This is a genomic window from Pannonibacter phragmitetus DSM 14782 (genome assembly GCF_000382365.1).
GTDB lineage: Bacteria > Pseudomonadota > Alphaproteobacteria > Rhizobiales > Stappiaceae > Pannonibacter > Pannonibacter phragmitetus.
In genome coordinates, this window is sequence record NZ_KB908215.1 from 1,021,625 (window position 1) to 1,043,227 (window position 21,603).

At 63.5% G+C, this 21,603-nt stretch carries 21 protein-coding genes; 6 read left to right on the plus strand and 15 right to left on the minus strand.

Going from position 1 to position 21,603, the window contains the following annotated elements; translation table 11 throughout:
• Nucleotide 1: 1 nt before the first annotated feature.
• From H163_RS0104725 to H163_RS0104760, 8 genes are all read right to left on the minus strand, one after another.
• Nucleotides 2–1,024, minus strand: coding sequence for a type II secretion system F family protein (locus tag H163_RS0104725; protein ID WP_019963402.1), 1,023 nt, complete (start codon nt 1,022–1,024; stop codon nt 2–4).
• On the minus strand, nt 1,024–2,514 hold the full coding sequence (locus H163_RS0104730; RefSeq protein ID WP_026355462.1) for a TadA family conjugal transfer-associated ATPase: 1,491 nt from the start codon (nt 2,512–2,514) through the stop codon (nt 1,024–1,026). The genes H163_RS0104725 and H163_RS0104730 overlap by 1 nt, the downstream gene beginning before the upstream one ends.
• Before the next feature lie 32 nt (nt 2,515–2,546).
• Nucleotides 2,547–3,839, minus strand: a complete 1,293-nt coding sequence (locus H163_RS0104735) for a CpaE/TadZ family protein (RefSeq protein WP_019963404.1) — start codon at nt 3,837–3,839, stop codon at nt 2,547–2,549.
• Nucleotides 3,840–3,860: 21 nt separating this feature from the next.
• Complete coding sequence (locus H163_RS0104740; protein WP_081625954.1) at nt 3,861–4,577, minus strand: CpaD family pilus assembly protein; 717 nt, start codon at nt 4,575–4,577, stop codon at nt 3,861–3,863.
• Complete coding sequence (locus H163_RS0104745) at nt 4,570–6,000, minus strand: type II and III secretion system protein family protein (RefSeq protein WP_115336526.1); 1,431 nt, start codon at nt 5,998–6,000, stop codon at nt 4,570–4,572. The genes H163_RS0104740 and H163_RS0104745 overlap by 8 nt, the downstream gene beginning before the upstream one ends.
• Nucleotides 6,001–6,049: 49 nt before the next feature.
• Nucleotides 6,050–6,832 carry a Flp pilus assembly protein CpaB gene (gene cpaB, locus H163_RS0104750; RefSeq protein WP_019963407.1) on the minus strand — a complete coding sequence of 261 codons (783 nt, stop codon included), beginning with the start codon at nt 6,830–6,832 and terminating at the stop codon, nt 6,050–6,052.
• Nucleotides 6,833–7,016: 184 nt separating this feature from the next.
• The gene (locus H163_RS0104755) at nt 7,017–7,523 is read right to left on the minus strand and encodes an A24 family peptidase (RefSeq protein ID WP_019963408.1); all 507 of its coding nucleotides are present in this window, start codon (nt 7,521–7,523) and stop codon (nt 7,017–7,019) included.
• Nucleotides 7,524–7,675: 152 nt separating this feature from the next.
• Nucleotides 7,676–7,858 carry a Flp family type IVb pilin gene (locus H163_RS0104760; RefSeq protein ID WP_019963409.1) on the minus strand — a complete coding sequence of 61 codons (183 nt, stop codon included), beginning with the start codon at nt 7,856–7,858 and terminating at the stop codon, nt 7,676–7,678.
• A gap of 333 nt (nt 7,859–8,191) precedes the next feature.
• Here H163_RS0104760 and H163_RS0104765 point away from each other — a divergent pair, with 333 nt between their 5' ends.
• From H163_RS0104765 to H163_RS0104790, 5 genes are all read left to right on the plus strand, one after another.
• A complete protein-coding gene (locus tag H163_RS0104765) occupies nt 8,192–8,692 on the plus strand; it encodes a pilus assembly protein N-terminal domain-containing protein (RefSeq protein ID WP_019963410.1) in 501 nt (166 codons plus the stop codon).
• Nucleotides 8,693–8,848: 156 nt separating this feature from the next.
• Entirely contained in the window at nt 8,849–9,361 is a 513-nt protein-coding gene (locus H163_RS0104775; protein ID WP_208975303.1) for a TadE/TadG family type IV pilus assembly protein, read from the plus strand.
• Entirely contained in the window at nt 9,355–9,960 is a 606-nt protein-coding gene (locus tag H163_RS0104780) for a TadE/TadG family type IV pilus assembly protein (protein ID WP_019963413.1), read from the plus strand. The genes H163_RS0104775 and H163_RS0104780 overlap by 7 nt, the downstream gene beginning before the upstream one ends.
• Before the next feature lie 120 nt (nt 9,961–10,080).
• Nucleotides 10,081–11,493, plus strand: coding sequence for a bifunctional enoyl-CoA hydratase/phosphate acetyltransferase (locus H163_RS0104785; RefSeq protein ID WP_019963414.1), 1,413 nt, complete (start codon nt 10,081–10,083; stop codon nt 11,491–11,493).
• A complete protein-coding gene (locus H163_RS0104790) occupies nt 11,490–12,689 on the plus strand; it encodes an acetate/propionate family kinase (RefSeq protein ID WP_019963415.1) in 1,200 nt (399 codons plus the stop codon). The genes H163_RS0104785 and H163_RS0104790 overlap by 4 nt, the downstream gene beginning before the upstream one ends.
• A gap of 13 nt (nt 12,690–12,702) precedes the next feature.
• Here H163_RS0104790 and H163_RS0104795 read toward each other — a convergent pair whose 3' ends face one another.
• The 7 genes from H163_RS0104795 to H163_RS0104825 all read right to left on the minus strand — a co-directional run bounded on the left by H163_RS0104795 (nt 12,703) and on the right by H163_RS0104825 (nt 21,053).
• Nucleotides 12,703–13,779 carry a phosphate/phosphite/phosphonate ABC transporter substrate-binding protein gene (locus H163_RS0104795; RefSeq protein ID WP_160118246.1) on the minus strand — a complete coding sequence of 359 codons (1,077 nt, stop codon included), beginning with the start codon at nt 13,777–13,779 and terminating at the stop codon, nt 12,703–12,705.
• On the minus strand, nt 13,709–14,569 hold the full coding sequence (locus H163_RS0104800; protein ID WP_019963417.1) for a DUF1186 domain-containing protein: 861 nt from the start codon (nt 14,567–14,569) through the stop codon (nt 13,709–13,711). The genes H163_RS0104795 and H163_RS0104800 overlap by 71 nt, the downstream gene beginning before the upstream one ends.
• A gap of 142 nt (nt 14,570–14,711) precedes the next feature.
• Nucleotides 14,712–17,198 (minus strand): ATP-dependent helicase HrpB, encoded by a 2,487-nt coding sequence (gene hrpB, locus H163_RS0104805; RefSeq protein ID WP_019963418.1) that lies wholly within the window; start codon nt 17,196–17,198, stop codon nt 14,712–14,714.
• A gap of 267 nt (nt 17,199–17,465) precedes the next feature.
• Complete coding sequence (glk, locus tag H163_RS0104810) at nt 17,466–18,494, minus strand: glucokinase (RefSeq protein ID WP_019963419.1); 1,029 nt, start codon at nt 18,492–18,494, stop codon at nt 17,466–17,468.
• Nucleotides 18,491–18,934, minus strand: coding sequence for a methylglyoxal synthase (locus H163_RS0104815; RefSeq protein WP_019963420.1), 444 nt, complete (start codon nt 18,932–18,934; stop codon nt 18,491–18,493). Before H163_RS0104815 ends, glk begins: the two co-directional genes overlap by 4 nt.
• 129 nt (nt 18,935–19,063) lie before the next feature.
• Complete coding sequence (locus H163_RS0104820; RefSeq protein WP_019963421.1) at nt 19,064–19,936, minus strand: DUF1194 domain-containing protein; 873 nt, start codon at nt 19,934–19,936, stop codon at nt 19,064–19,066.
• A 280-nt stretch (nt 19,937–20,216) separates the two neighbouring features.
• On the minus strand, nt 20,217–21,053 hold the full coding sequence (locus H163_RS0104825; RefSeq protein ID WP_081625959.1) for a DUF1194 domain-containing protein: 837 nt from the start codon (nt 21,051–21,053) through the stop codon (nt 20,217–20,219).
• A 10-nt stretch (nt 21,054–21,063) separates the two neighbouring features.
• On the opposite strand from H163_RS0104825, the gene H163_RS24295 reads away from it, so the two are divergent.
• Nucleotides 21,064–21,504: a hypothetical protein gene (locus H163_RS24295; RefSeq protein WP_147290384.1), complete on the plus strand. Its 441-nt coding sequence runs from the start codon at nt 21,064–21,066 to the stop codon at nt 21,502–21,504.
• Nucleotides 21,505–21,603: the final 99 nt, after the last annotated feature.

The window sequence follows — 21,603 nt, forward strand, 5'->3', positions numbered from 1 at the left end:
CCTAGAAATCGAAATTGATCATTTTGCGCATCACGAGAATTCCCATGAACATCCACACAGCACTTCCCGCAAGGATGTAATGCCCTCCCGTCGTCGTAAAGAGCAGAATGATATATTTCGGAGCAATCGCATAAAGGATGAGAGATACAATAATTGGCAAGGAACCAATAATTGCCGCAGAAGATTTGGCCTCGGCACTGAGCGCCTTGATTTTACCCTTCAACGTCTTGCGGCTGCGGAGCACCTTGGCAAGGTTGCTGAGCGCCTCTGACAGGCCACCACCGGCCTGCTGCTGAATGGCCACGACGATCGCAAAGAAGTTGGCCTCCGGCAGGGGGATACGGTCCGGCATGCGGGCGACGGCATCCGTCAGGGATATGCCCATGACCTGAGCCTCGACGATCTTGCGGAACTCGGTTGCCACCGGCTCCCGCGATTCTGCGGCCACGATCCGGATGCAGTCCGTCAGCGGAAGCCCCGCGCGCACGCCGCGCACGATGATGTCCACGGCGTTGGGCAGCTCGTCGATGAAGTTGTTGAGACGCCGTTTGCGCCGCATGTTGAGATAGAAGCGCGGCACGCCCAAGGCGCCGACGAACCCCAGAGCCAGCGTGATCAGCAACGACCCGCCCGAGATGATCAACCCAAGAAACAGCAAAACCGCAGCACATGCGGCGCTGAAATACATGAAATGCTTGCGTTCCCAGTCGAGACCCGCCTGCTCCAGACGCGCGGCAAGCGGCATGCTGCTGGCTTTTTTCTGCCGCGCCTTCTGCTTGTCCTCGAATTCCTTGAGCTGGTCCTGCACCGACTTGCGGCGCCGGTCCGCATCCCGCTGCGGACGGCGGTCGGCAGCAATCACGTCCCGCGCCGCGATGGTCTCAAGGCGCTCCTTGCTCTTGCGTGATCCGTTGAGCAGCGGCTCCAGCAGCACATAAAGAACACCGCCGATGCTGAGGGCAACCAGCAGCGCTGCTGCCATGTTGGCCGTCTCCGGGCTCAGGGTGATGCCAAAGATCTCCATCAGCCCATCTCCGGCGCTTCGGAGGCATCAAGTGCCGCTGCCAGCCGCTGTTCCTCACCGTAGTAACGGGCACGGTCCCAGAACCGCGGGCGGCCAATGCCGGTGGACCGGTGGCGGCCGAGAATGCGGCCCTGCGCATCTTCGCCAAGGATGTCGTAGAGGAAGATGTCCTGCGTGATGATCACATCGCCTTCCATGCCCATCACTTCGGTGACATGGGTGATCCGGCGGGACCCGTCACGCAGGCGCGCAGCCTGCACGACCACGTCAACGGAGGACACGATCATCTCGCGCAGCGTCTTGGAGGGCAGCGAGAAGCCGCCCATGGTGATCATGGACTCCAGGCGCGACAGGGCCTCACGCGGCGAGTTGGCGTGCAGTGTGCCCATCGAGCCGTCATGGCCGGTGTTCATGGCCTGCAGCAGATCGAAGGCTTCCGGTCCGCGCACTTCGCCGACGATGATGCGTTCCGGCCGCATGCGCAGGCAGTTCTTGACGAGATCGCGCATGGTGATCTCGCCTTCCCCTTCAAGGTTTGGCGGCCGGGTTTCCAGACGCACCACATGAGGCTGCTGCAGCTGCAGTTCGGCCGAATCTTCGCATGTGATGATGCGTTCGGTGGTGTCGATATAGGCGGTGAGGCAGTTGAGCAGCGTCGTCTTGCCCGAGCCCGTGCCCCCCGAGACCAGCACGTTGCAGCGCGACCGGCCGATGATCTGCAGCACCACGGCACCTTCCGGCGAGATCGACCCATAGCGGACGAGCTGGTCGAGCGTGAGCTTGTCGCGCTTGAACTTGCGGATGGTCAGTGCCGGCCCGTCAATGGCAAGCGGCGGGGCAATGACGTTGACGCGCGAGCCATCCGGCAGGCGGGCGTCGCAGATCGGGCTCGATTCATCGACGCGGCGTCCCACCTGGCTGACGATGCGCTGGCAGATGTTCATCAGCTGCGCATTGTCGCGGAAGGCAATGCCCGTCTTCTGCATCTTGCCGCCGGTTTCGATGTAAACCGTATGGGCGCCGTTGACCATGATGTCGGCAATGTCGTCCCGTGCCAGCAACGGCTCCAGCGGCCCATAGCCCAGAACGTCGTTGCAAATGTCCTCCAGCAGGTCTTCCTGCTCGGAAATGGACATGACCACGTTCTTCAGCGCGATGATGTCATTCACCACATCGCGGATTTCGTCGCGTGCATCTTCCGGCCCGAGACGGCTCAGCTGCGACAGGTCGATCGCCTCGACGAGCGCACTGAAGATGGCAGCCTTCGTGGCGTAGTATTCAGCCGAACGCTTGCGCAGGCGGTCTTCCGCCTGCTGCTCCGCCGGCGAGGCAGAGGTCTGCGCAGCCGGTCTTGAAGAGGCGGCCGGAGCATCCCGAAGATCGTTGATCAACTGAGATGCCTGATCCGGCGCACGCGAAACAGGGGCTGCCGGACGGATCTGACCGCCCTGCTCCGTTCCGCTTGTTGGTGTACCGCGCCTGCCAAACATCTGCAGCTCTTGCTCCTGCGGCTCTCAGGCCGTTACTTGCCCTTCCTGAGCAGATCCATAAGGGCCGCCACCGGCGAGCGCCGGCCCCGCTTGATTTCACCCCGGCCCGAAACCGAATGGGCAATCTGCGAAATCAGGTCATTCACCGCGTGGCGGGAATCCAGCTCGCCAATCATCTGGCCGTTGTTGGCTGCGGTTCCGAACAGATGCGGATCAAAGGGAATGGATGCCAGGACCGGCAGATTGAGCGCCTTGGCAAACTCTTCCGGCTTGATTTCAGGCCGCTTCGGCATGCCGACCCGGTTCAGCACCAGATGCGGGAGATGGTCGTTGGGACGCATCTGCCTCAGCGTATCGACCAGGTTCTTGGCATTGCGCAGGTTTGCGAGGTCCGGTTCGGCGACCATCACAACATCGTCGGAAATCTGCAGCAGATGGCGGACCCAATTGTTCCAGGCATGGGGCAGATCCAGCACGATGGCAGGCGTGCCCTGCCGCATGACATCCACCAGCGGGTCAAACGAGGTCTCTGAATAATCGTAGCCGCGCTCCAGCGATGCAGGTGCCGCCAGCAGGCTGAGATGATCCGTGCAGCGCGACAGAATGCGGTCGAGGAAAGTCTCGTCCAGCCGCTCAGGTGCCGAGACGGCTTCATAGACACCCTGGAGCGGGTCCTGATTGTAGTCGAGGCCGGCCGTGCCGAATGGCAGGTCAAGATCTGCCAGCACGACCTCGCTGCCAAAGGCGCGGGCCAAGCTCCAGGCCACATTGTGAGACAGGGTCGAGGACCCGCATCCTCCCTTGACCCCGAAAAAGGCCATGGTCCGGCCCAGCGGCTCGGACTGGGGATCGCTGTAGAGCGAGCCGACAGCACCGATGACCTGCAGGATCGTGACAGGGGCCACGAGATACTCGCTGACACCACGCTGGATCAGGTCACGGTAGAGCGCCACGTCGTTGATGCGGCCGATGATAATGACCTTGGTGCCAGCATCACAATATTCGGCCAGCCGGTCCAGATCCGCGACAAGGCTCTGCTGATTTGCACCGCACTCGATCACGATCAGATTGGGCGTCGGGGCCTGCGAGAAATGCTCGATTGCCGCCTGGATGCCGCCCATGTGCACCTTCAGGTGCGCCTTGGTCATGCGGCGGTCTTCGCCGGCAGCCTCGATGATGCGCGCCGTCTCCGCATCCATGCAGAAGGCCTGCATGGAAATGCGCGGCACCGGGCGGATGTCCGGCACAGGCTTGTAGGGCGCCTCACCGGCGAACCCGTCTTCCGGTTCCTGCATGGCCCAGTTCTGGCCGCTTGCATTGCTCATGCCGCCCTCCTTGCCAAGCCGTCAGTTGTTGCCCACGCCGGAGACATTGGCACCAGTCCCTTCCTTGTATTCCGCTGCCGTCTGCTCGCCCTTGCGGTACTTCTCAAGCACGACTCCGCGCCTGTTCTGATCCGAAGCTCCAACGGCACGCGGGCCCATGAGATCCGCCGGATTGGCGACCATGGCGGCAAGATTGGACTGCGTTGCGCAGCCGAAATCATGATAGTCGGTGTTCGGGCCGATGGTGCTGGCAATATTGTCCGGCCAGGTACCGCAAGGCCCCACCGCCCCCTTCACCCGGGCGTAGGACAGGCGGACGGGCGTCGAGAGCCGGGCATCCGCGACACCATAGCTGCGGACCTGCACGTTCCGCTGCGGCACACCACCCTGCACAAGCGCCGCCCGGATCTGAGGCACCACGGTGCTCGCTGCAATCTCGTTGGCGGAGCCGGATGGCACCAGCACTTCGACCGTGGACGCACCCGAGGCACGCGCTTCCGCGCCATACTGGGCGATGCGGGCCGAATAATCGCGCCCCAGATTACGGGCTGAGGCGGCGAGCTGAATGTCGAGCACCTCCGCCTGTTCGGTGATCATGATCGGGTGCCTGACCCGGTAGTCATTGGATGCCATGGCTGAGGGTGTGGGCTGGGTCTGGCACCCGGCCAGAACCGCTGCCGCACAGACGAGCAGGGCAGCTTTCCCCTTCAAGGAGCGGTTGGTCTGTTCCCTATTCATAGATGAACCCCACCTGGCCCTGATAGCTGCCCGGAACCGGCGCACCGGCGGTGTTGAACACCCGGTTCAGCTGATTGAAGAAAATGGTCTCGCCATCGGAGGCGGGCGCAAAGTTGCTGTCGGGCCGGGCAAGCGCGCTCTGCGCAACCGGCTTGACGACATAGGGAGTGACAAAAACCACCAGCTCCGTCTGCTGGCGGAGGAAGTCGCGGCTCTTGAACAGCGCCCCCAGCACGGGGATCTGCATGAGGCCGGGCACGCCGCTCAGGGTCTGGCGGTAGCTCTCCTTCAGCAGACCCGCCATCACCAGCGTGCCGCCGGAGGGAAGCTCAACCGTCGATTCCGCCCGGCGCACCTTGATGGCCGGGATCGTGATGCCGCCGGTCGTCACAGCCCCTTCATCCGAAAGCTCGCTGACTTCCGTCTTGATGCGCAGGCTGACATTGCCCTCGTTCAGCACAACGGGTGTAAAGTCGAGGCCCACACCGAATTGCTTGAATTCGACGCCGATCTTGTCATTGTCATAGCTCACCGGAATGGGGAACTCGCCACCGGCGATGAAGCTGGCGTTCTCGCCGGAAATAGCGGTCAGCGTCGGTTCAGCAAGTGTCCGGATAACGCCGTCGCGCTGCAAGGCACGCAGCTGCGCCGAAAAGCTGGACCCGCCGGAGGAGAAGCCCCCCAGAAGATTGCCTTGGGACGTAATCCCGGTATTGACGGGGAAGCTGGCCGCATTGGCAATACCAAAGCCGAAGCTGCCGCTCGACAGCGTTCCGGACATGGTGACGCCCAGCTGCTTGATGACCGAACGGTCGACTTCGGCAACCGTCACCTTGAGCTGGATCTGGTCCTTGCCGCCGACAGTGATCATGTTCAGCACGGCAGTGGAGCTGTCCTGGCTGCCGCTGCCTCCGGACTGCGCGAGAAACCGTGCTGCAAGATCAGCCGCCTTCTGGGCGTCGCCAGTGCTCTGGGCCGTGCCCGTCAGAACCACGCTGCCATTGAGTGAATCGGCGCGGATGTCCGTGTTCGGCATCAGCTTGCGGATGATGGCATTCAGGTCCGACGTATCCGGCTCAACCCGCACGCTGAAGCTTGCAATTTCGCGGCCTGTGGTGCCGAACAGCACGACACTTGCCTGACCGGCCTTGCTGCCGACCACATAGATGCGGTTGCGGCTGCGCACCGTCGCATTGGCGATTTCCGGCTCGGAGACCAGCACATCGGCCACATCTTCGGCGACATCGACCACCACGGAGCGGCCAAGGCCGACACGCAGGATACGCTCACCTGCCCTTTCGCCGGAGGCAATGCTGACCGATTTCGGGAAGCCCTGCGCCACGGCGGGCGCAGGAGCACCAAGGAGAGCACCAAAAGCCACTTGCCCTGCCAGCAGCATGACGGCGAGCCATCTCCCAGTCATGGCCTTTTCCTTCCCGTTTGCTGTCCCGCCATCACTACGCATCGCGGCCTCACTGTCCTGCGCCATTGCTGGAAACGCCGTAGCGCACGAAGTTGACGCCGCCCTTATCCCTGCGCGGCGCGTCATCAACAGTGTCATCTGCAGAATCCTGCGCACTGCGCAGCGTCAGCGAGATCTTGCCGAGCTGCTGCGCCTGGGCAACGACTTCGGCCTGTTCGGGAGAGAGTTCCAGCGTGGCCGTGCGGTCCGGCTCCAGCGTCTTGGTGTCCCGCTCCCCGGCAATGATCGAGTCGATGGCCAGAACTCTGACGTTCTGCAGGATCGTCTCGGTCACGGCGGTCGTGACACCGCCCTGCACCGTTCTGGTGAGAATGACGTCGACCTTGTTGCCCGGCAGAATGAAGCCACCGGCCATCGTCTCGGTTTCGACCGAGACGGCAATGGCCCGCATGCCTTTGGGCAGAACGGATGCCATGTAGCCATTGGCTGCGGTGATCAGGCGCTGCTCACGCAGCGGCTCGCCGTTGTACAGCGGAGCCTTGGCAATCTGCCCCGCCATCGAACTCTCTGCTTCAGGCTGCTGGTCGCGGGTGATGGCACCGGCCGGCACCACATCGCGCGGCCAGTCGGTCCATTTCAGATCCTGAGGCTGAAGGAGCTCGCCCGGTTTGACATCACGGGAGACGATGAGAACAGGGACCGTTGGCTGGACGGCAGTTTCTGCCTGAACCGGTGCTGGCTGTTCGGGAGCACGCGACGACATCACCATGCGCGCCGCGAGAAGTCCCGCGCCGATCGCGATGCCGAGCACCAGAAGCCTTGCATGTTTCATCGCAACTCATCCACCAACACAATCCAGCCCTTCGCAGGCTTGTTGACAGTGTGGCAGGCAATTCGTCAAAACATAGTTAACCAAGAGTGAGGAAGATTGGTTAACCCGTATTAACCGCTTGCGGCTCTCTCCTGCGTTCAGCTGAAGAAGTAAATTCAGTCATGCAAAGGTTACGGCCGGCATACTAACCGATCAAGCCGAACCAATAACTGGAAGGATAGACGTGAAGTGCCGCGGCTGCGATGGCAATTCCGTAGGGAATGCCGGATTTATGATCAAGCAACCGCGCAGACCAGTCATGACGTCCGAGCATTTCGGGAACGAATGGCATCTGGCGCAATTGCAAGAGACCCAGCGTAAGCACCATGCCATAGACTGCGGTGAGAAGAACAAACTCTGTCAGGGACTGTCCAAAGCCGAACCAGAGTGCGGCAGCGGCCGCAAACTTGGCATCACCGCCCCCCATCCAGCCCAGGGCGAACATCCCGAAACAGACGAAAAGCACCAGCGCGCCGGCTGCGAAATGCAAGCCAAACACGGAAGCAGGCATGCCTGTCGCGGCCGCCAGGATGCAGAAGGCACCGGCGAGCAGGAGAGACACCCTGTTGGGGATCGTCATGGTCAACAGATCAGACGAGGCAGCAAAGGCGGCAAGAACCGGAAAGACGACGAGAAGGGCTGCTTCAATCATCCTGTTCCACCGGGTTGGAGCATCAATAGCAGGTTAGAGACATGCTGGCAGGCCAGGCCCTGACACACTCAGGCATCTCAGGGCCCCGAGCCTTCAGCTGACGCATGCCCCGCCCCGTCCAGAAGACGAGGCATGCGATTGGCTGATATTGATCAGCTGCCGCCTGCCGCACCCTTGAGCGCCGTGTCGATGCTCTCGAAGATGCCTTTGACGCTGCCGCCAATCGACTGCACAGCGACGATGATCACGACAGAAATGAGACCTGCGATCAGGCCATATTCGATGGCGGTTGCGCCGGATTCATCCTTGGCGAAACGCGCGAAAAGCTTCTTCATCTGGTTTGCTCCATAGTCACATGATTGACAGCTCCGCCCGCCGGCCTTGTTTCCGGCCGATCGAACTTGAGCTGACGCTACGACCCTGATGTTTCCATCTAGTTAAAATTATCCGCATTTATCAGAAACGGACCTTGGGTTACTTTATTGGTTAATGAAAAAATGACTTGTTAGGTAAAATTTTCCTATAATTTTTCAAACAACCAGAAGTATCGATACTTGGCCGCGCGCTTGTGCCGCGGAAAAACTGAAGCTTCGCATTAGGGTTTCATTCACCAAACAACGTCATGATTGGCTGGATTCATGACCTTTATGGCCCTGATGGAGTGAGACATGCCGCGCATCACACATTCGCTTGCAGCACTGGCGCTTGCACCGCTGGCTGGACTGGCCGTCCTGCTGCCGGCCGCGCTGGCTGCCGCTGAGGGCGTCTCGGTTCCTGTGGATCAGTCGAAGGTCTTCCGGATCGAGCAGCCGGCAAGTACCGTGATCGTGGGGAACCCGGTTTTTGCAGCCGTCACGATGCATGACCGCCACACGGTCGTTGTGACGGGCAAGTCTGCGGGCACCACGAACCTGATCATACTGGATGCCAACTCCCAGCCGATCATCGACGAGCCCCTCTTCGTGACCGCCGGATCGCAGAACACCGTCACCGTGACGCGCAAAGACACGCGCTTCAGCTACAGCTGCGCACCAAACTGCGACGCGATACCAGTGCCGGGTGACGGAAAGGAAGCGTTCTCGACGGCTGCCGAGCAGATTACCCAGCGCGACCAGATGGCACTTCAGGCTGCGGGCAAGGAAGCCGCAGGCCAGCCGGTGCAGCGCTAGAGCAGGTCCAGCAGAACCAGGAACTGGTTTCGGGCCGGGACTAGCTTGAAACCAAATGGATGGAACACGTCAGGCAGCTTCGCTTTCATCGGAAGTGCTCTAGGCAGAGGAATGTAGAAGGTGCAGCAGGAAAGCCAGCGCAAACAGGGACGAGGCTTGTTCCGCGCGTTCCGGCGCGACCGTTCCGGGGCAACAGCGATCGAATTTGCGATCGTTGCGATGCCGTTCCTGGCCGTTGTCTTTGCCATCATCGAGTTTGGCCTTGCCTTCTTCGTCAACCGGATCCTGGACAACTCGGTGGCCGATGCGACCCGGCTGATCAAGACAGGCCAGGCACAGCAGCAAGGTCTTAACGAAGCTCAGTTCAAGACGGCCGTCTGCCGGCAGCTTACAACGGCCCTTTGCAACGAAAGCCGGCTTGAAGTGGATGTCCGGGTCTTCAACAGCTTCTCGCAGATTGCCTTGCCGGATCTTGTCGATGCAGACGGCAAATCGACCGGCCGGTCGAGCTATGCCGCCGGCAGAGGCGGACAAATTGTCGTCGCGCGGGTGATTTACCGGTGGCCGATGTTCACCTCCCTGCTGCGGACGAATGCCGGAGACACCGGCAACATGGAACGCCTGCTGATTTCCACCGCCGTCTTCCGTAACGAGCCCTTCCCATGGTGAGCCTCCGCACCCTGCTTGCCCCCCTGCGCAAGGCTTTGGCCGCGTGCGGATTTTCAGCGCGCGATCTGACCGGCGACCGGCGGGGCGTGGCTGCTGTCGAGTTTGCACTCATCCTGCCGCTCCTGCTCATTGTGATGATCGGCACGGCAGAGACCACGTCGGCGCTCAACTACAAGCGCAAGATCTCACAGGTCGCTTTCTCAATGGCTGATCTTGTGTCGCAATCGTCCAGCCTTTCATCCGGCGACATGTCCGACATCATGGTGGCAGCACGGGCCATTATGGAGCCTTTCCCCGCTGACGGTCTCAACGTGGTGATTGCAAGCGTGAGCTTCGATTCCAGAGGCAAGGCAAGCGTGGACTGGAGTGTGAACCAGTCTGGCGGCACTCCCTGGAGCAAGGGCTCCGCTCCTCCGGTGACCTTCCCGGCGGGGACCGCAAGAGCGGGGACCAGCATCGTCATTGGCCGCGCCAGCAGCACCTACACCCCCCTGTTCGCCAGCATGGCGCAGAGCATTTTCCCGAGGGCCGCGTCAATCTTCATGGAAGACACCTACTTCCTGCTGCCGCGGCTGAGCGACAAGGTGACATTTAATTAGGGTGCCAAAATTTTCGTCAGGCGCCTTTGAGCTGTGTCATGGGCAGCTGTCATCATCGCTGCGAAAAGCCGTGCGATGCTGTGACAGACGGCAGGCACAGGCAAGACCGAGGCAGAACGCATGGCGAGCAACCGCACCTACGACCAGATCACCATTGGCGAAACGGCAACCGTTTCAAGAACCTGCACCGCGAACGACCTCTATATTTTCGCCCATGCCTCCGGCAACACCAACCCGCTGCACCTGCCGAAGGCTGAGGGCAGCCAGCGCGACGGTGAGCCGCCTTTCGCCCCGTCCATGTGGATCGGCGCGCTTGTTTCCGCCGTTCTGGGCAACATCCTGCCGGGCCCCGGCACGATCTACCGCAACCAGACCTTTTCCTTCCACGGCCGCGTCCTTCTGGGCGACACGCTGAATGTCAGCGTGCAGGTTCTGGCCAAGGAAGCTGACCGGATCGTGCGGCTTGCGACGCGTGTCACCCGTGCCGATGGTACGGCCGTGGCGGACGGCATCGCCATCGTCACCGCCCCTGATGAGCAGATCACCTTCGACACCGCGGACCTGCCGTCGCTGCTGCTGGAGCGGCACCGCCATTTCGACCGCTTCATCAGCGCCGCCCGGCGTTTGCCGCCGCTGGTCACTGCGGTGATTTCTCCCGAAGACGCCAACTCGCTGGGCGGTGCCCTGCTCGCCGCCAACGAAGGCCTGATCCGCCCCATCCTGATCGGCGACCGGGCGAAGATCGAAAAGACGGCCCAGTCGCTGGGAGCCTCGCTGGAAGCTTTCGAGATCGAGCATGTGCCCGATGAAGCCGATGCCGCAGCGCGCGGCGTTGCCTTGGTGCATGAGGGCCGCGTCTCGGCCATCATGAAGGGGCACCTGCACACCGATCTTCTGCTGAAGCATGTTGTGAAGCGCGACGGCGGCCTGCGCACACGGCGGCGCATCAGCCATGTCTTCGTCATGGATGTGCCCGGCCACCCGACGCCGGTGCTCATTTCCGATGCGGCGATCAACATCGCGCCGGATCTGGAAACCAAGGTCGACATCATCCAGAACGCCATCAATGTTGGCCTTGCCATCGGCCTGGACGAGCCGAAGGTGGGCATTCTCTCGGCCATCGAAACGGTGAACCCCGCCATTGCCTCCAGCCTCGACGCGGCAGTCCTGTCCAAGATGGCCGAGCGCGGCCAGATCACCGGCGGGCTCGTGGACGGGCCGCTGGCCATGGACAATGCCATCGACCTGCAGGCCGCCCGCACCAAGGGCATCAATTCGATGGTGGCAGGCCGGGCGGAAGTGCTGATCGTGCCGAACCTTGAGGCCGGCAACATGCTGGCCAAGGAACTGACCTTCCTCGCCCATGCCGAAACGGCCGGTCTTGTCGCCGGGGCCAAGGTGCCGGTGATCCTGACCAGCCGTGCCGATGATGACCGCGCCCGCCTTGCCTCCTGTGCGCTCGCCCTGCTCTATCAGCACTGGCTGACCACGGGCGCATCCATCGTCACCGGTGACATGGATCCCGCCGAATGAGCAGCGCACAGATGGGTCAGGCGGTGCTGGTGCTGAATGCCGGCTCCTCATCGCTGAAATTCAACCTCTACCAGGGCACGGCAGAGCTTTTGAAAGGCCAGGTCGAAGGCATCGGCAGCACGGCCATGCGGCTGAAGGCGCAGCGGCCCTCCGATGGCACGCGGCTTGACGCGACACTGGAAGCCCCTGCCGGGGCGGCTTCGGCAACCGGCCACGAAGCGGCCCTTGCTGCGGTTCTGGGCCTGATCCGCGAGGCCTTCGAGGGCCTCAGAATTTCAGCGGCCGGGCACCGGGTGGTGCATGGCGGCATCGGCTTCGAGGCCCCTGCCGTCATTGATGACAGCGTGACGGCGGAACTGGAGCGTCTCGTTTCCCTTGCCCCGCTGCACCAGCCGCATAATCTGGCCGGTATCCGCGCCGCTCAAAAGGCCTTCCCGGATGCGCTGCAGGTCGCCTGTTTCGACACGGCCTTCCACCGCAATCACCCCTGGGTGAATGATGCCTTCGCCCTGCCGCTCTCGCTTTATGACGAGGGCGTGCGGCGCTATGGCTTCCACGGCCTGTCCTATGAATACATCACGCAGCATCTGGCGGAGACGGCACCGGAGGCTGCAAAGGGCCGGCTGATCGTCGCCCATCTCGGCAATGGCGCTTCCATGTGCGCCATACAGGATGGCCGCAGCATCGGCTCCACCATGGGCTTCACCGCGCTCGACGGCCTGCCCATGGGCACCCGCTGCGGCCAGCTGGACCCGGGCGTGCTGCTCTATCTGATGCAGGAAAAGGGCATGACGGCAGAGGCAATATCGGATCTGCTCTACAAGCAGTCCGGCCTCAAGGGCCTGTCCGGCCTCAGCCAGGACATGCGCGAGCTGGAAGCTGCCGGAACGGAAGCGGCCCGCAAGGCCATCGACTATTTCACCTTTCGCGTCCGCCGGGAGATGGGCGCCATGGCGGCCATTCTCGATGGCGTGGACACTATCGTCTTCACCGGCGGTATCGGCGAGCATGCGGTCAATGTCCGTCGCGCCGTCTGCGCCCCACTCGGCTGGCTGGGTGCAGACCTTGATGAAGACGCCAACCGCAGCAGCGCCCGCATCATCTCCACCCCCGCCTCCCGCGTCACCCTCATGGTGGTCCCCACCAACGAGGAAGAAATGATCCGGCGGCATACGGTGAAGGCACTGGGGGCATAAGCGGCAGCCGGCATCACGGCGGCGGCAGATCCCCTTCGCCGCCGTCTTCCGGCAAGGGCGCGGGGGCGGCAGCCTGCTGGTCCGCGATGTCCTTCAGCATCGCCTGCCATTGCGGCTCCAGCGGCAGCATCACGGCGGAGAAGTCTTCCGGCAGCACCGGCACGAAACCGCCGCCGAAATCCGGCTCGATGGCGAAATAGGCGCCCGGCGCTTCGTCCTGCAGAGCGGAGAGCATCTGCCGGAGCCTGTCCTTCAGCTCGGGCGCCACATCGGAGCGCACCACATGCACGGCAAAGGGAATGCGCGGCGACTGCCAGACGACCGTCAGCCGGCCCACATCCAGCCGCATCCTGTCATAGGCCTGAAGCAGGGTGCCGGAGCTGTAGCCGGTGTCTGCCTCGCCCAGCAATGTGGACCAGCCCAGCGCAGCTTCGGCCAGGCCGTCATAGAGCGCAGCAAGCCCCTCCTCAGGACCGGAAACGGGAACAAGCCCGGAGAAAAACTGGCGCGGATCGCGTCCTGAAGCAGCAAGACCGGCCAGCGGCACACGGAAGGCTGCCGTGGAGCGGGCCGGGCCAATGGCCAGCCGCTTTCCCGCCAGCGCCTCAAGAGAGGGCACTTCGCCGGCCTTGGTCATCAGAATGGCGTGAAATCCGTCTGCCCCATCCCCGTCACGGGGCGCGGCCAGTGGCTCGACACAGGCGCAGGCCTTGCGTGCAGCCGCATAGGCCGTGGCAGACAGACGGCCGTACTGCACATGACCGGCGATGAGGGCGTCCGTCAGTTCGCCCAAGGTGTCCATGAGAAACAGGTCGGCCGGAAGGCCCAGCCGGTATTCCAGCTCGTCGCGGAAGGGTTCGGCCTCGGACCGGGCATCATCGCGCCCGGCCGTGACCACGCCTATGCGGAAGCGGCTGCCCATGTCTTGCGCCAGTGCCTGCCCTGCGGCCAGCGGGGCAAGCACCGCAAGGCAGCAGACGGCAAGGCAGTAGATGGCAAGGACCGGCAGCCAGCCGCCGTCAGTTCGGCAGATAGGGCTCTTCGTCCTCGGCAGCTTCCAGGAAGGGCACATCCATCCACTCGTCTTCATCGCCATCCCAGGACCATTCGCCCAGAAGCTCGACCGTGTCCTCGAAGGGGAAATAACGGTTCGACGCCATCCAGAGCTCGCGGGATTCCTCGTTTTCTTCCGACAGGCTGGCCGCTTCCAGATGAAGGGCGAAGTCTTCCGGGTCCACCGGGCGGAAGCCGCCCTCGTCCATCATGATCGAGCCATCGGTGAACAGCTTTGCGATCGGCTCTTCCAGTTCCTCGAAGCCGAGGTCACCGGCGGCACCGATGTAGCTGCCCCAAAGATAGCTGTCCGGCGCCGGGCGCACGGTCTTCGGGAAGGCTTTCAGCACGGAGAGGGCATGCTCGCGCGGCACTTCGCCGGAGAGCACGCCATAGACCCAGGCCACCATCATGGCATCGCGTGCGTAATCGTCAGCGTTGCGATCGGAGAATCCTTCCTCGAAGACGCTGTAGCCGCCGGGATTGAGGGCGATCAGGATCGGCCCCATGGTTTCGATCAGGCAGTCGCCGAACAGGGCTTCAAGGTCCTGATCCGTGCTGCGCAGCAGGCGCATCAAGGGCTGGAAGGCCGCGGTAACCTTGAGGTCGGCAAGGATATGCAGTGCGAGGAAGCAGGCATCGCCCTTCTCGTCGAGCTGGCTGAGCTCACCCGTGCCACCGGCAACGCGGTCTTCCAGGATGGCCATCAGCGCCGGAACGGAGGCGGACGGAGTGGACAGGCATTCGCGGACGTCAGCCTCCGGAAAGCCCTCGCCTGCAGTGAAACGGGCAATGATGTCCTTGGGGTCAAAGGCGGCGGCGGTCATGGCAGATACTCTCCTGGAACTGAAGTTGACGCAGATCTACCACGAAGGCCGCCGATAAGCGACCGCCAAGCTCTTATTCCAAGGCTTTGAGATGCTGACGCATCACGCCTTGAACTTGCTCAGGCGCCGCACGGGCTTGAACTTACGTTCCACGTGGTTTGGCGCGTCTTGTCGCCTCTGCGGAGGCAGGGTCATCCGGCCAGGGGTGGCGCGGATAGCGGCCCTTCATCTCCGTCTTCACATCCGCCCAGGACCCCGCCCAGAAACCGGGAAGATCCCGCGTGATCTGGATGGGCCGGTGGGCAGGCGACAGAAGCTCCAGCGTCAGCGGAATGCGGCCATCGGCGACGGACGGATGCCGGGCGAGGCCGAACAGCTCCTGCACGCGGATGGAAATGGAGGGGCCGCTTTCTGCGCCATAATCGATGGGCACATGCGAGCCGGTGGGCGCGGTGAAATGCGATGGCGCCAGCCGGTCAATCTCCGCCGCGCCGCCATAGCCCAGCAGCCCAGCGAGCGCATTGCCGAGGCAGGCGGCATCCACGTCCGAAACACGGGTGAACCCGGCCATATAGGGCAGCAGCCAGTCTTCCAGCGTCTCCTGAAGGGCAGCGTCGGAAAGGTCCGGCAGATGCTCTGCACCAGCGGCCCGCACGAAACCGGCACGGGCGCGCAGGCGCAGCTGATCATTGGTCCAGGGCAGACGGGCAACCCCGCGCCGGGCAATTTCCCCCAGCAGCGCCTTTGCCACCATCGCCGCATCCGGATTGGTAATCTGCCGGGAGGCCAGTTCCAGCGCGCCCAGCCGGACCACACGGCGCGCCCGCACCAGACCGGAAGGCTCCAGCCGCACGTCATCGGTTTCAGTGATATCTGCGGCAAACATCGTCTCGATGGCTTCAAGTCCAAGAGGCGCTGCCAGCATGATCCGGCCCGACTGGGCCTTGCCCTGAATGTCGGCAATGGCAAGGAAGGCCTCGCCCGCCAGCGCATGTTCTTCCGGCAGTTCTGCCCCGCGCCCGTTGGCAAGGCGGAAGCGGCCGCGCTGGCCCCGGCCCTGCGCCACCCGCTCGGGGAAGGCAAGCGCGAGCACTTCGCCGGCCAGCTCCGGCGCCCCGCCATCGCTGTCCTGCCCGGTCTTCGCGCCACCTTCGGCCGCCATCTTCTGCCAGCGTGCAGCAAGGGCGCGGGCATCGCGGCTGCGCGGATCATTGTCCCGGCGCAGGCGTCTCACCCTCTCGCGCAGGTCCACATCCATGCCGCCAAGGCCGGGCTCGGACAGGATCGCAGCCACCTCGCCCGCCAGCCTTCCAAGACCCAGCGCCTGCGCTTCCACAATCATATGCGCAAGGCGCGGTTCGATGGGCAGGCGCGCAAGGCGCTGGCCATGCGGCGTCAGGCGGCCTTCGGCATCAAGGGCATGAAGCTGCGTCAGCAGGCTGCGCGCCTCCGCCCAGGCGCCGGAGGGCGGGGCATCGGGAAAGGACAGCGTCGCCGGGTCCCCCGTGCCCCAGGCCGCCAGATCCAGCACCAGCGAGGAGAGGTCCGCTTCCAGAATCTGCGGCCGTTCGGCTGGCATCAGCGCCTGTGTCTGCGCTTCGTCCCAGAGCCGGTAGCAAACGCCCGGCTCCGTACGGCCCGCACGGCCACGGCGCTGGTCTGCCGTTGCCCGGGACACGCGCACGGTTTCCAGCCGCGTCAGCCCTGTCTGCGGCTCATAGCGCGGCACGCGGGAGAGGCCACTGTCGATCACCGTGCGCACACCTTCGATGGTAAGCGAAGTCTGTGCGATGGAGGTGGCCAGCACCACCTTGCGCTCGCCCTCCTTTGCCGGGCGGATGGCAGCATCCTGCGCCTTGCCGTCCAGCGCACCATAGAGCGGGGCGATGCGCACATTGGCTGGCACCTGTCCCTCAAGCGCTTCGGCCACCCGGCGGATTTCGCCCTGACCGGGCAGGAACACCAGCAGCGAGCCATGCTCCTCGGCCAGCGCCTTGCGCACCGCCCGCACCACCTGCGGCTCGATCCGCTCTTCCGCCTTGCGGCCTAGATAACGGGTTTCAACGGGGAAACTGCGGCCCTTGCTTTCGACGACAGGCGCTCCGCCGAGCAGCCTTGCGACACTGGCAGCATCCAGCGTTGCCGACATGGGCACCAGCCTCAGGTCATCGCGCAGCGCGCCCTGCACATCGAGCGCCAGCGCAAGACCGAGATCGCCTTCGAGCGAGCGTTCGTGAAACTCGTCAAACAGCACGCAGGCAACGCCGGTGAGTTCCGGATCATCCAGAATCATCCGGGTGAAGACACCCTCTGTGATCACCTCGATGCGGGTGCGGGCGCTGACGCGGCTTTCCATGCGCACCCGGTAGCCGACAGTGCCACCTACCTCCTCGCCAAGGCTTGCAGCCATGCGCCGGGCCGCAGCACGGGCGGCAAGGCGGCGCGGCTCCAGCAGCAGAATGCGGCCATCACCGCGCCAGGGCGCGTCGAGCAGCGCCAGCGGCACACGGGTGGTCTTGCCGGCGCCCGGTTCAGCCACAAGCACCGCATTGCTTCCCGCCTCAAGCGCCGCCAGCAACTCCGGCAGCGCCGCATCAATGGGCAGGGGCGGCGACCGCCAGTCAGACATCAGATGCTCTCTCCTTTTGCCGCAGCGCCCCTCTCCCCCCTTGAGGGGGAGATGTCTGCGTGAGCAGACAGAGGGGGGTAGCTGCGCTTCAGCACAGAACCACCTCTCATATGAGCGGACAGTCCGATACCCCCCTCTGCCCCCTGCCGGGGGCATCTCCCCCTCAAGGGGGGAGAGAAACTGGTGCCTGACTGACGGTCAGATATAAACACGGCAGAATCAGGAGGGGCGGAAAGGTCCCCCATAAAGATCACACCGCCCAAACCATCAACCTTGTGCGGACCAATGGCGGCCCTTGGTGCCGACGGCGAAGCGGTCCGGGGTGCGGGCGTAGGCGGCAAGTCCGTCCACCGCCGGGTTGGGGTGATGGATCAGGAACACCGGGATCGAGGCCATCAGCTTGGCATGGGGAGCCTTGGCTTCGAAAGCCGCGCGGAAGCCGCCCTTGCGCAGGAACGGCGCAATGTGGGACGACACGCCGCCCGCGATATAGACACCGCCGCGCGCCAGAACCGAAAGCGCGAAATCCCCTGCCACACGGCCAAGGCAGCGGGCGAAGATCTCAAGCGTTTCCACTGCCACCGGGTCCCCGGCATTGGCCGCTTGCGTGATGTCCGCCGCAGACGTGAAATGCGGCTCCGCCTTGCGGGCGCGGGCAACAGCCCCGGCTAAACGCGGCAGGCCGGTGCCGCTCAGCACTTCCTCGGCGCCGATGCGCCCCCCGTTGCGCGGGATATGCGGCCAGATCTCGTAGTCTTCCGGCGTCACCGGCCCCAGTTCCACGTGCCCGCCTTCACCGGGCACCGGCACCCAGGTGTCTGCCGCATAGATCATCGCCGCCGCACCCAGGCCGGTGCCGGGGCCGACCACGAACTTGGAGGCGCCCGCCAGGGGCTCGCCGCCGCCGATCTGCTCGATATCCTCACCGGACAGACCGGGCAGCGCCAGCGCCTGCGCCTCGAAGTCGTTGAGGATCACCACGTCCCTGAGGCCAAGGCCGGCGATCATCTGCAGCGGCTCCACCACCCACCTGGCATTGGTGAGCGGAATGCGGTCACCGGTGACGGGACCGGCCACGGCGATGACGGCCGAGCGCGGCGCCGGCACATCCTGCCCCGCAAGGCAGGCGCGGATGGCCGCGTTGATATCCGGATGGGCGGCCGTCGGCTGGGACGGCAGCTTGATGGCAGGTGCGTCTTCATCCAGCACAAGAGCAAAGCGGGCATTGGTGCCGCCCACATCCCCGACCAGAACGGGGAAAGCGAACGGGCGCTGGCGGGTCTCAGTCAGGCTCATGTGCGCGGGCCGGCCACTTCAGGCGTATCGGAGGAGCTGCGCAGGCCGGTCAGGCGGGCCGAGCGCAGCAGGATTTCGGCGGTCGAAAGGTTGAGCGCCATGGGGATGTCGTAGACCAGCGCGAGGCGCAGCAAGGCCTTCACATCCACATCATGCGGCATGGGCGACAGCGGGTCGGCAAAGAAGATGAGCCCGTGCAGACGGCCCTCGGCGATCATGGCACCGATCTGCTGATCACCGCCCAGAGGCCCGCTTTTCAGCGGCGTGAGGTTGAGGCTGGGGCAAGCGGCCTTGATGCGCCCGCCCGTGGTGCCCGTGCCGACAAGCCGGAAGGCCGCAAGCTTTTCCTCATTGCGCTGCGCGAAGGCAACCATGGCGTCTTTCTTGGCGTCATGGGCCACAAGGGCCAGCACCGGACGTACCGCCTCCATCCGCATCATCTCCCGCAAGCTCTCACCGGCGCAGAAGCGCCATCAAAATCACGGCAACAGCTTTAGCGCCTTGCGCGGGAAACGCAAAGCGCGAGCTGACGCCCGGTCACAGGAAGATGCCGCAAGGAGCGGAGCTGATTATGGCTCCTCGTAGATGAACCGCCGCTGCTGCCAGCGCCGCTCGCCTTCGAGGCAGAAGGGATCGATGCCGTCCGAAACCCGGATCAGCCGGGCAGCGCCTTGATCCAGCCGCTGCGGCAGCACCGGCATGGCGATTTCCAGCACCAGCTTGCGGCGCACCGCCTCGGCAAAACGCTCCGGCCCGCGCACCGGCACGATGAAGGAGCCGGGACCGCCGATGACGCAGGTTTCGTAATAACGGTCGAGGTCTTCCATGTCGAACCAGCCGGGCCGCACATCCTTCAGCTGCAGCGGCAGGCCGTTGATGATGATGCCTTGCGCCACCACCTGATCGCGGGCGACGGGCGCATAGGTGCCCTGATTGTTCGGCCCGTCCCCGGAAATGTCGATCACCTTGCGCAAGGCCCTATGCGGCAGCGTGTCAAACTGCTCTGCCGAAAACAGCAACGCATCGCCGATGGCGGTGCGGTAGGCGCGGTTGATCGGGGCTTCTCCCAGCGCATCGGCAAACTGCTGCGCGCTGGCCCCGTCCGAGACCACGTGCCAGTCAATCAGGACCGAGCGGGACAGGGTGCCTGCCCATTCCACGTAGGTCACCGCGATGCTGCCGGTCAGGCCGCTGCGGATCGCGGTCAATACCTCCGGCGAGGTGATCGCCTGCATGTAGCCCTGCCGCTGCAGCCGCTGTTCGTCGATGTCCATGGAATAAGAGATATCGACCGCCAGAACGAGGGCCACATCCACTTCCTGGAGCAGCTTCTGCTGGGCATCTGCCCTGCCCGTCACGGCCGGCAAGGCCAGCAGCACCAGCGCCGCGCGGAAACCTCCGGCGCACGAGCGCAACCATCGCAGAATGTTGAAGGGCGTCATGCCGGACCTCCCCTTGCTCCGGCAGTGCCAATACACCACCGGACACGGGAGAGCTTGTCAGCCTTGCCACCTAAAACCCAATCGCAACTTCGTGAGCGGCGGCAAGCCACCGCCTCACAGGGCGCAACTTCGTGAGCGGTGGCAAGCCACCGCCTCACAGGGCGCAACTTCGTGAGCGGTGGCAAGCCACCGCCTCACGGGGCGCAACTTCGTGAGCGGCGGCAAGCCACCGCCTCACGGGGCGCATCTTCGTGAGCGGTGGCGGCTGGCCGCCACTCCTCTAGTCAAACAGATTGCAGCTGACTGACTTGCGGCCTGCGGCCGGGATGATCAGAGGCTGATTTTCCATCAGCCCGGCAATCTCAAGCACCAGTTTCATCCGCACAGCCTCGGCGAAAGCCTCCTTTGAGCGCACCGGAATGGCAAAAGCCCCCGGCCCGCCAATGACGCAATCCTCGTAGTAGTGATCGAGATGGAGCATCGCCTGCCAGGCGGAGGTTTCCGACTTCATCATCAGCGGCAGGCCGTTGATGGTGACGCCCGCAGCGATGACCTTGTCGCGCATCTGCGTGACAGTGCCGCCCTGATTGTTCGGCCCGTCACCGGAAATGTCGATCACCTTCCTGAGGCCCTGATATTCGTTGGAAGCGATCATGTCCGCCGATTTTTCCAGCGCGGCAAAGATGGACGTTCTCTGGACCTGCCGCAGGGGGGCTTCGGCGATCCGGGCGGCGAAGGCCGCTGCTGTGGCCTCGTCCTGAATGATGGACCATTCGGCCACCATGAAGTGCTCGCCCACCCCTCCCCATTCGAAGTAAGTGATGGCAATCCGCCCGGTGGGGCCGTCCTGAATGGCGGCCAGAACCTCGCGCGAGGTCAGGGCGGAGACATATCCGGCCCGCTGAACCTCCTGCTCGTCCCGGTCCATCGACTGGGAGATGTCAACGGCCAGCACCAGCTCGACGTCCACTTCGGCATCAGCCGAGTAGGCGGTGGAGAAGATGCCCGAGAGTGAGCGCTCAGCGAAAGCTGTTATTGAAGTAAATGCCAAGATGGCAAGACTGCCAATGGCGGCACAGCAGACGTCACGTCCGGTTTTGCACAGTGTGAGACGCATGGTGTTCTCCATGTCTTGGCCGAAGCCGGTTTCCCACACCTCCCTCTCTACTTTTGTTGTTGCGGCTAAACAGACGGTTAATCCGAGAATCTCAGCAATTTGCCGATATTTTCAGAGCCTTGAACACGCGCCGGATAGAACTGTTCCAAGCAAGCACTATGCCACAGGTAAGGCGGCGAAAATTGTGCCAGCAAATCAAAAGACGCACAGAATGCACCCGCCTGAACCACTCGGCAAAATTTGCCCAACAATAGGCAAATTTTGCCGGATCAGCGCGCCAGCAGGGCAATTCCTGCCCAATGACCGTGCAAACTGCATCACACGGCAGCACCCGCACAGCCATCCATACGCCAAACGAAAAAGCCCAAGTTTCAGCCGGAAAACACGCCAAATCCGCTTGACGGCGGGCAAGCAGGCAGGCATCTTTCCTGAAAGAATTCACAGCGGCTGAAGAAATTTTCAGTCAACCAGAGGCTCAAGATCCGGGCGAAAGACCTGGGCGCAGCAGGCGGGGCAATCCGTGCAGGACGAGGACTGGACCACCTACCTC

Excerpts from the sequence above, each read along its gene's own strand:
- H163_RS0104790 (WP_019963415.1), top strand. The coding sequence starts at position 11,490 with ATGAGCAGCGCACAGATGGGTCAGGCGGTGCTGGTGCTGAATGCCGGC.
- H163_RS0104735 (WP_019963404.1), bottom strand. The coding sequence starts at position 3,839 with ATGAGCAATGCAAGCGGCCAGAACTGGGCCATGCAGGAACCGGAAGAC.
- H163_RS0104825 (WP_081625959.1), bottom strand. The coding sequence starts at position 21,053 with ATGCGTCTCACACTGTGCAAAACCGGACGTGACGTCTGCTGTGCCGCC.
- cpaB (WP_019963407.1), bottom strand. The coding sequence starts at position 6,832 with ATGAAACATGCAAGGCTTCTGGTGCTCGGCATCGCGATCGGCGCGGGA.
- H163_RS0104745 (WP_115336526.1), bottom strand. The coding sequence starts at position 6,000 with ATGACTGGGAGATGGCTCGCCGTCATGCTGCTGGCAGGGCAAGTGGCT.
- H163_RS0104730 (WP_026355462.1), bottom strand. The coding sequence starts at position 2,514 with ATGTTTGGCAGGCGCGGTACACCAACAAGCGGAACGGAGCAGGGCGGT.
- H163_RS0104815 (WP_019963420.1), bottom strand. The coding sequence starts at position 18,934 with ATGATGCGGATGGAGGCGGTACGTCCGGTGCTGGCCCTTGTGGCCCAT.
- H163_RS0104740 (WP_081625954.1), bottom strand. The coding sequence starts at position 4,577 with ATGAATAGGGAACAGACCAACCGCTCCTTGAAGGGGAAAGCTGCCCTG.
- glk (WP_019963419.1), bottom strand. The coding sequence starts at position 18,494 with ATGAGCCTGACTGAGACCCGCCAGCGCCCGTTCGCTTTCCCCGTTCTG.
- H163_RS0104725 (WP_019963402.1), bottom strand. The coding sequence starts at position 1,024 with ATGGAGATCTTTGGCATCACCCTGAGCCCGGAGACGGCCAACATGGCA.
- H163_RS0104760 (WP_019963409.1), bottom strand. The coding sequence starts at position 7,858 with ATGAAGAAGCTTTTCGCGCGTTTCGCCAAGGATGAATCCGGCGCAACC.
- H163_RS0104795 (WP_160118246.1), bottom strand. The coding sequence starts at position 13,779 with ATGAAGACGAGTGGATGGATGTGCCCTTCCTGGAAGCTGCCGAGGACG.
- hrpB (WP_019963418.1), bottom strand. The coding sequence starts at position 17,198 with ATGTCTGACTGGCGGTCGCCGCCCCTGCCCATTGATGCGGCGCTGCCG.
- H163_RS0104820 (WP_019963421.1), bottom strand. The coding sequence starts at position 19,936 with ATGACGCCCTTCAACATTCTGCGATGGTTGCGCTCGTGCGCCGGAGGT.
- H163_RS0104780 (WP_019963413.1), top strand. The coding sequence starts at position 9,355 with ATGGTGAGCCTCCGCACCCTGCTTGCCCCCCTGCGCAAGGCTTTGGCC.
- H163_RS0104755 (WP_019963408.1), bottom strand. The coding sequence starts at position 7,523 with ATGATTGAAGCAGCCCTTCTCGTCGTCTTTCCGGTTCTTGCCGCCTTT.
- H163_RS0104800 (WP_019963417.1), bottom strand. The coding sequence starts at position 14,569 with ATGACCGCCGCCGCCTTTGACCCCAAGGACATCATTGCCCGTTTCACT.
- H163_RS0104765 (WP_019963410.1), top strand. The coding sequence starts at position 8,192 with ATGCCGCGCATCACACATTCGCTTGCAGCACTGGCGCTTGCACCGCTG.
- H163_RS0104785 (WP_019963414.1), top strand. The coding sequence starts at position 10,081 with ATGGCGAGCAACCGCACCTACGACCAGATCACCATTGGCGAAACGGCA.
- H163_RS24295 (WP_147290384.1), top strand. The coding sequence starts at position 21,064 with ATGTCTTGGCCGAAGCCGGTTTCCCACACCTCCCTCTCTACTTTTGTT.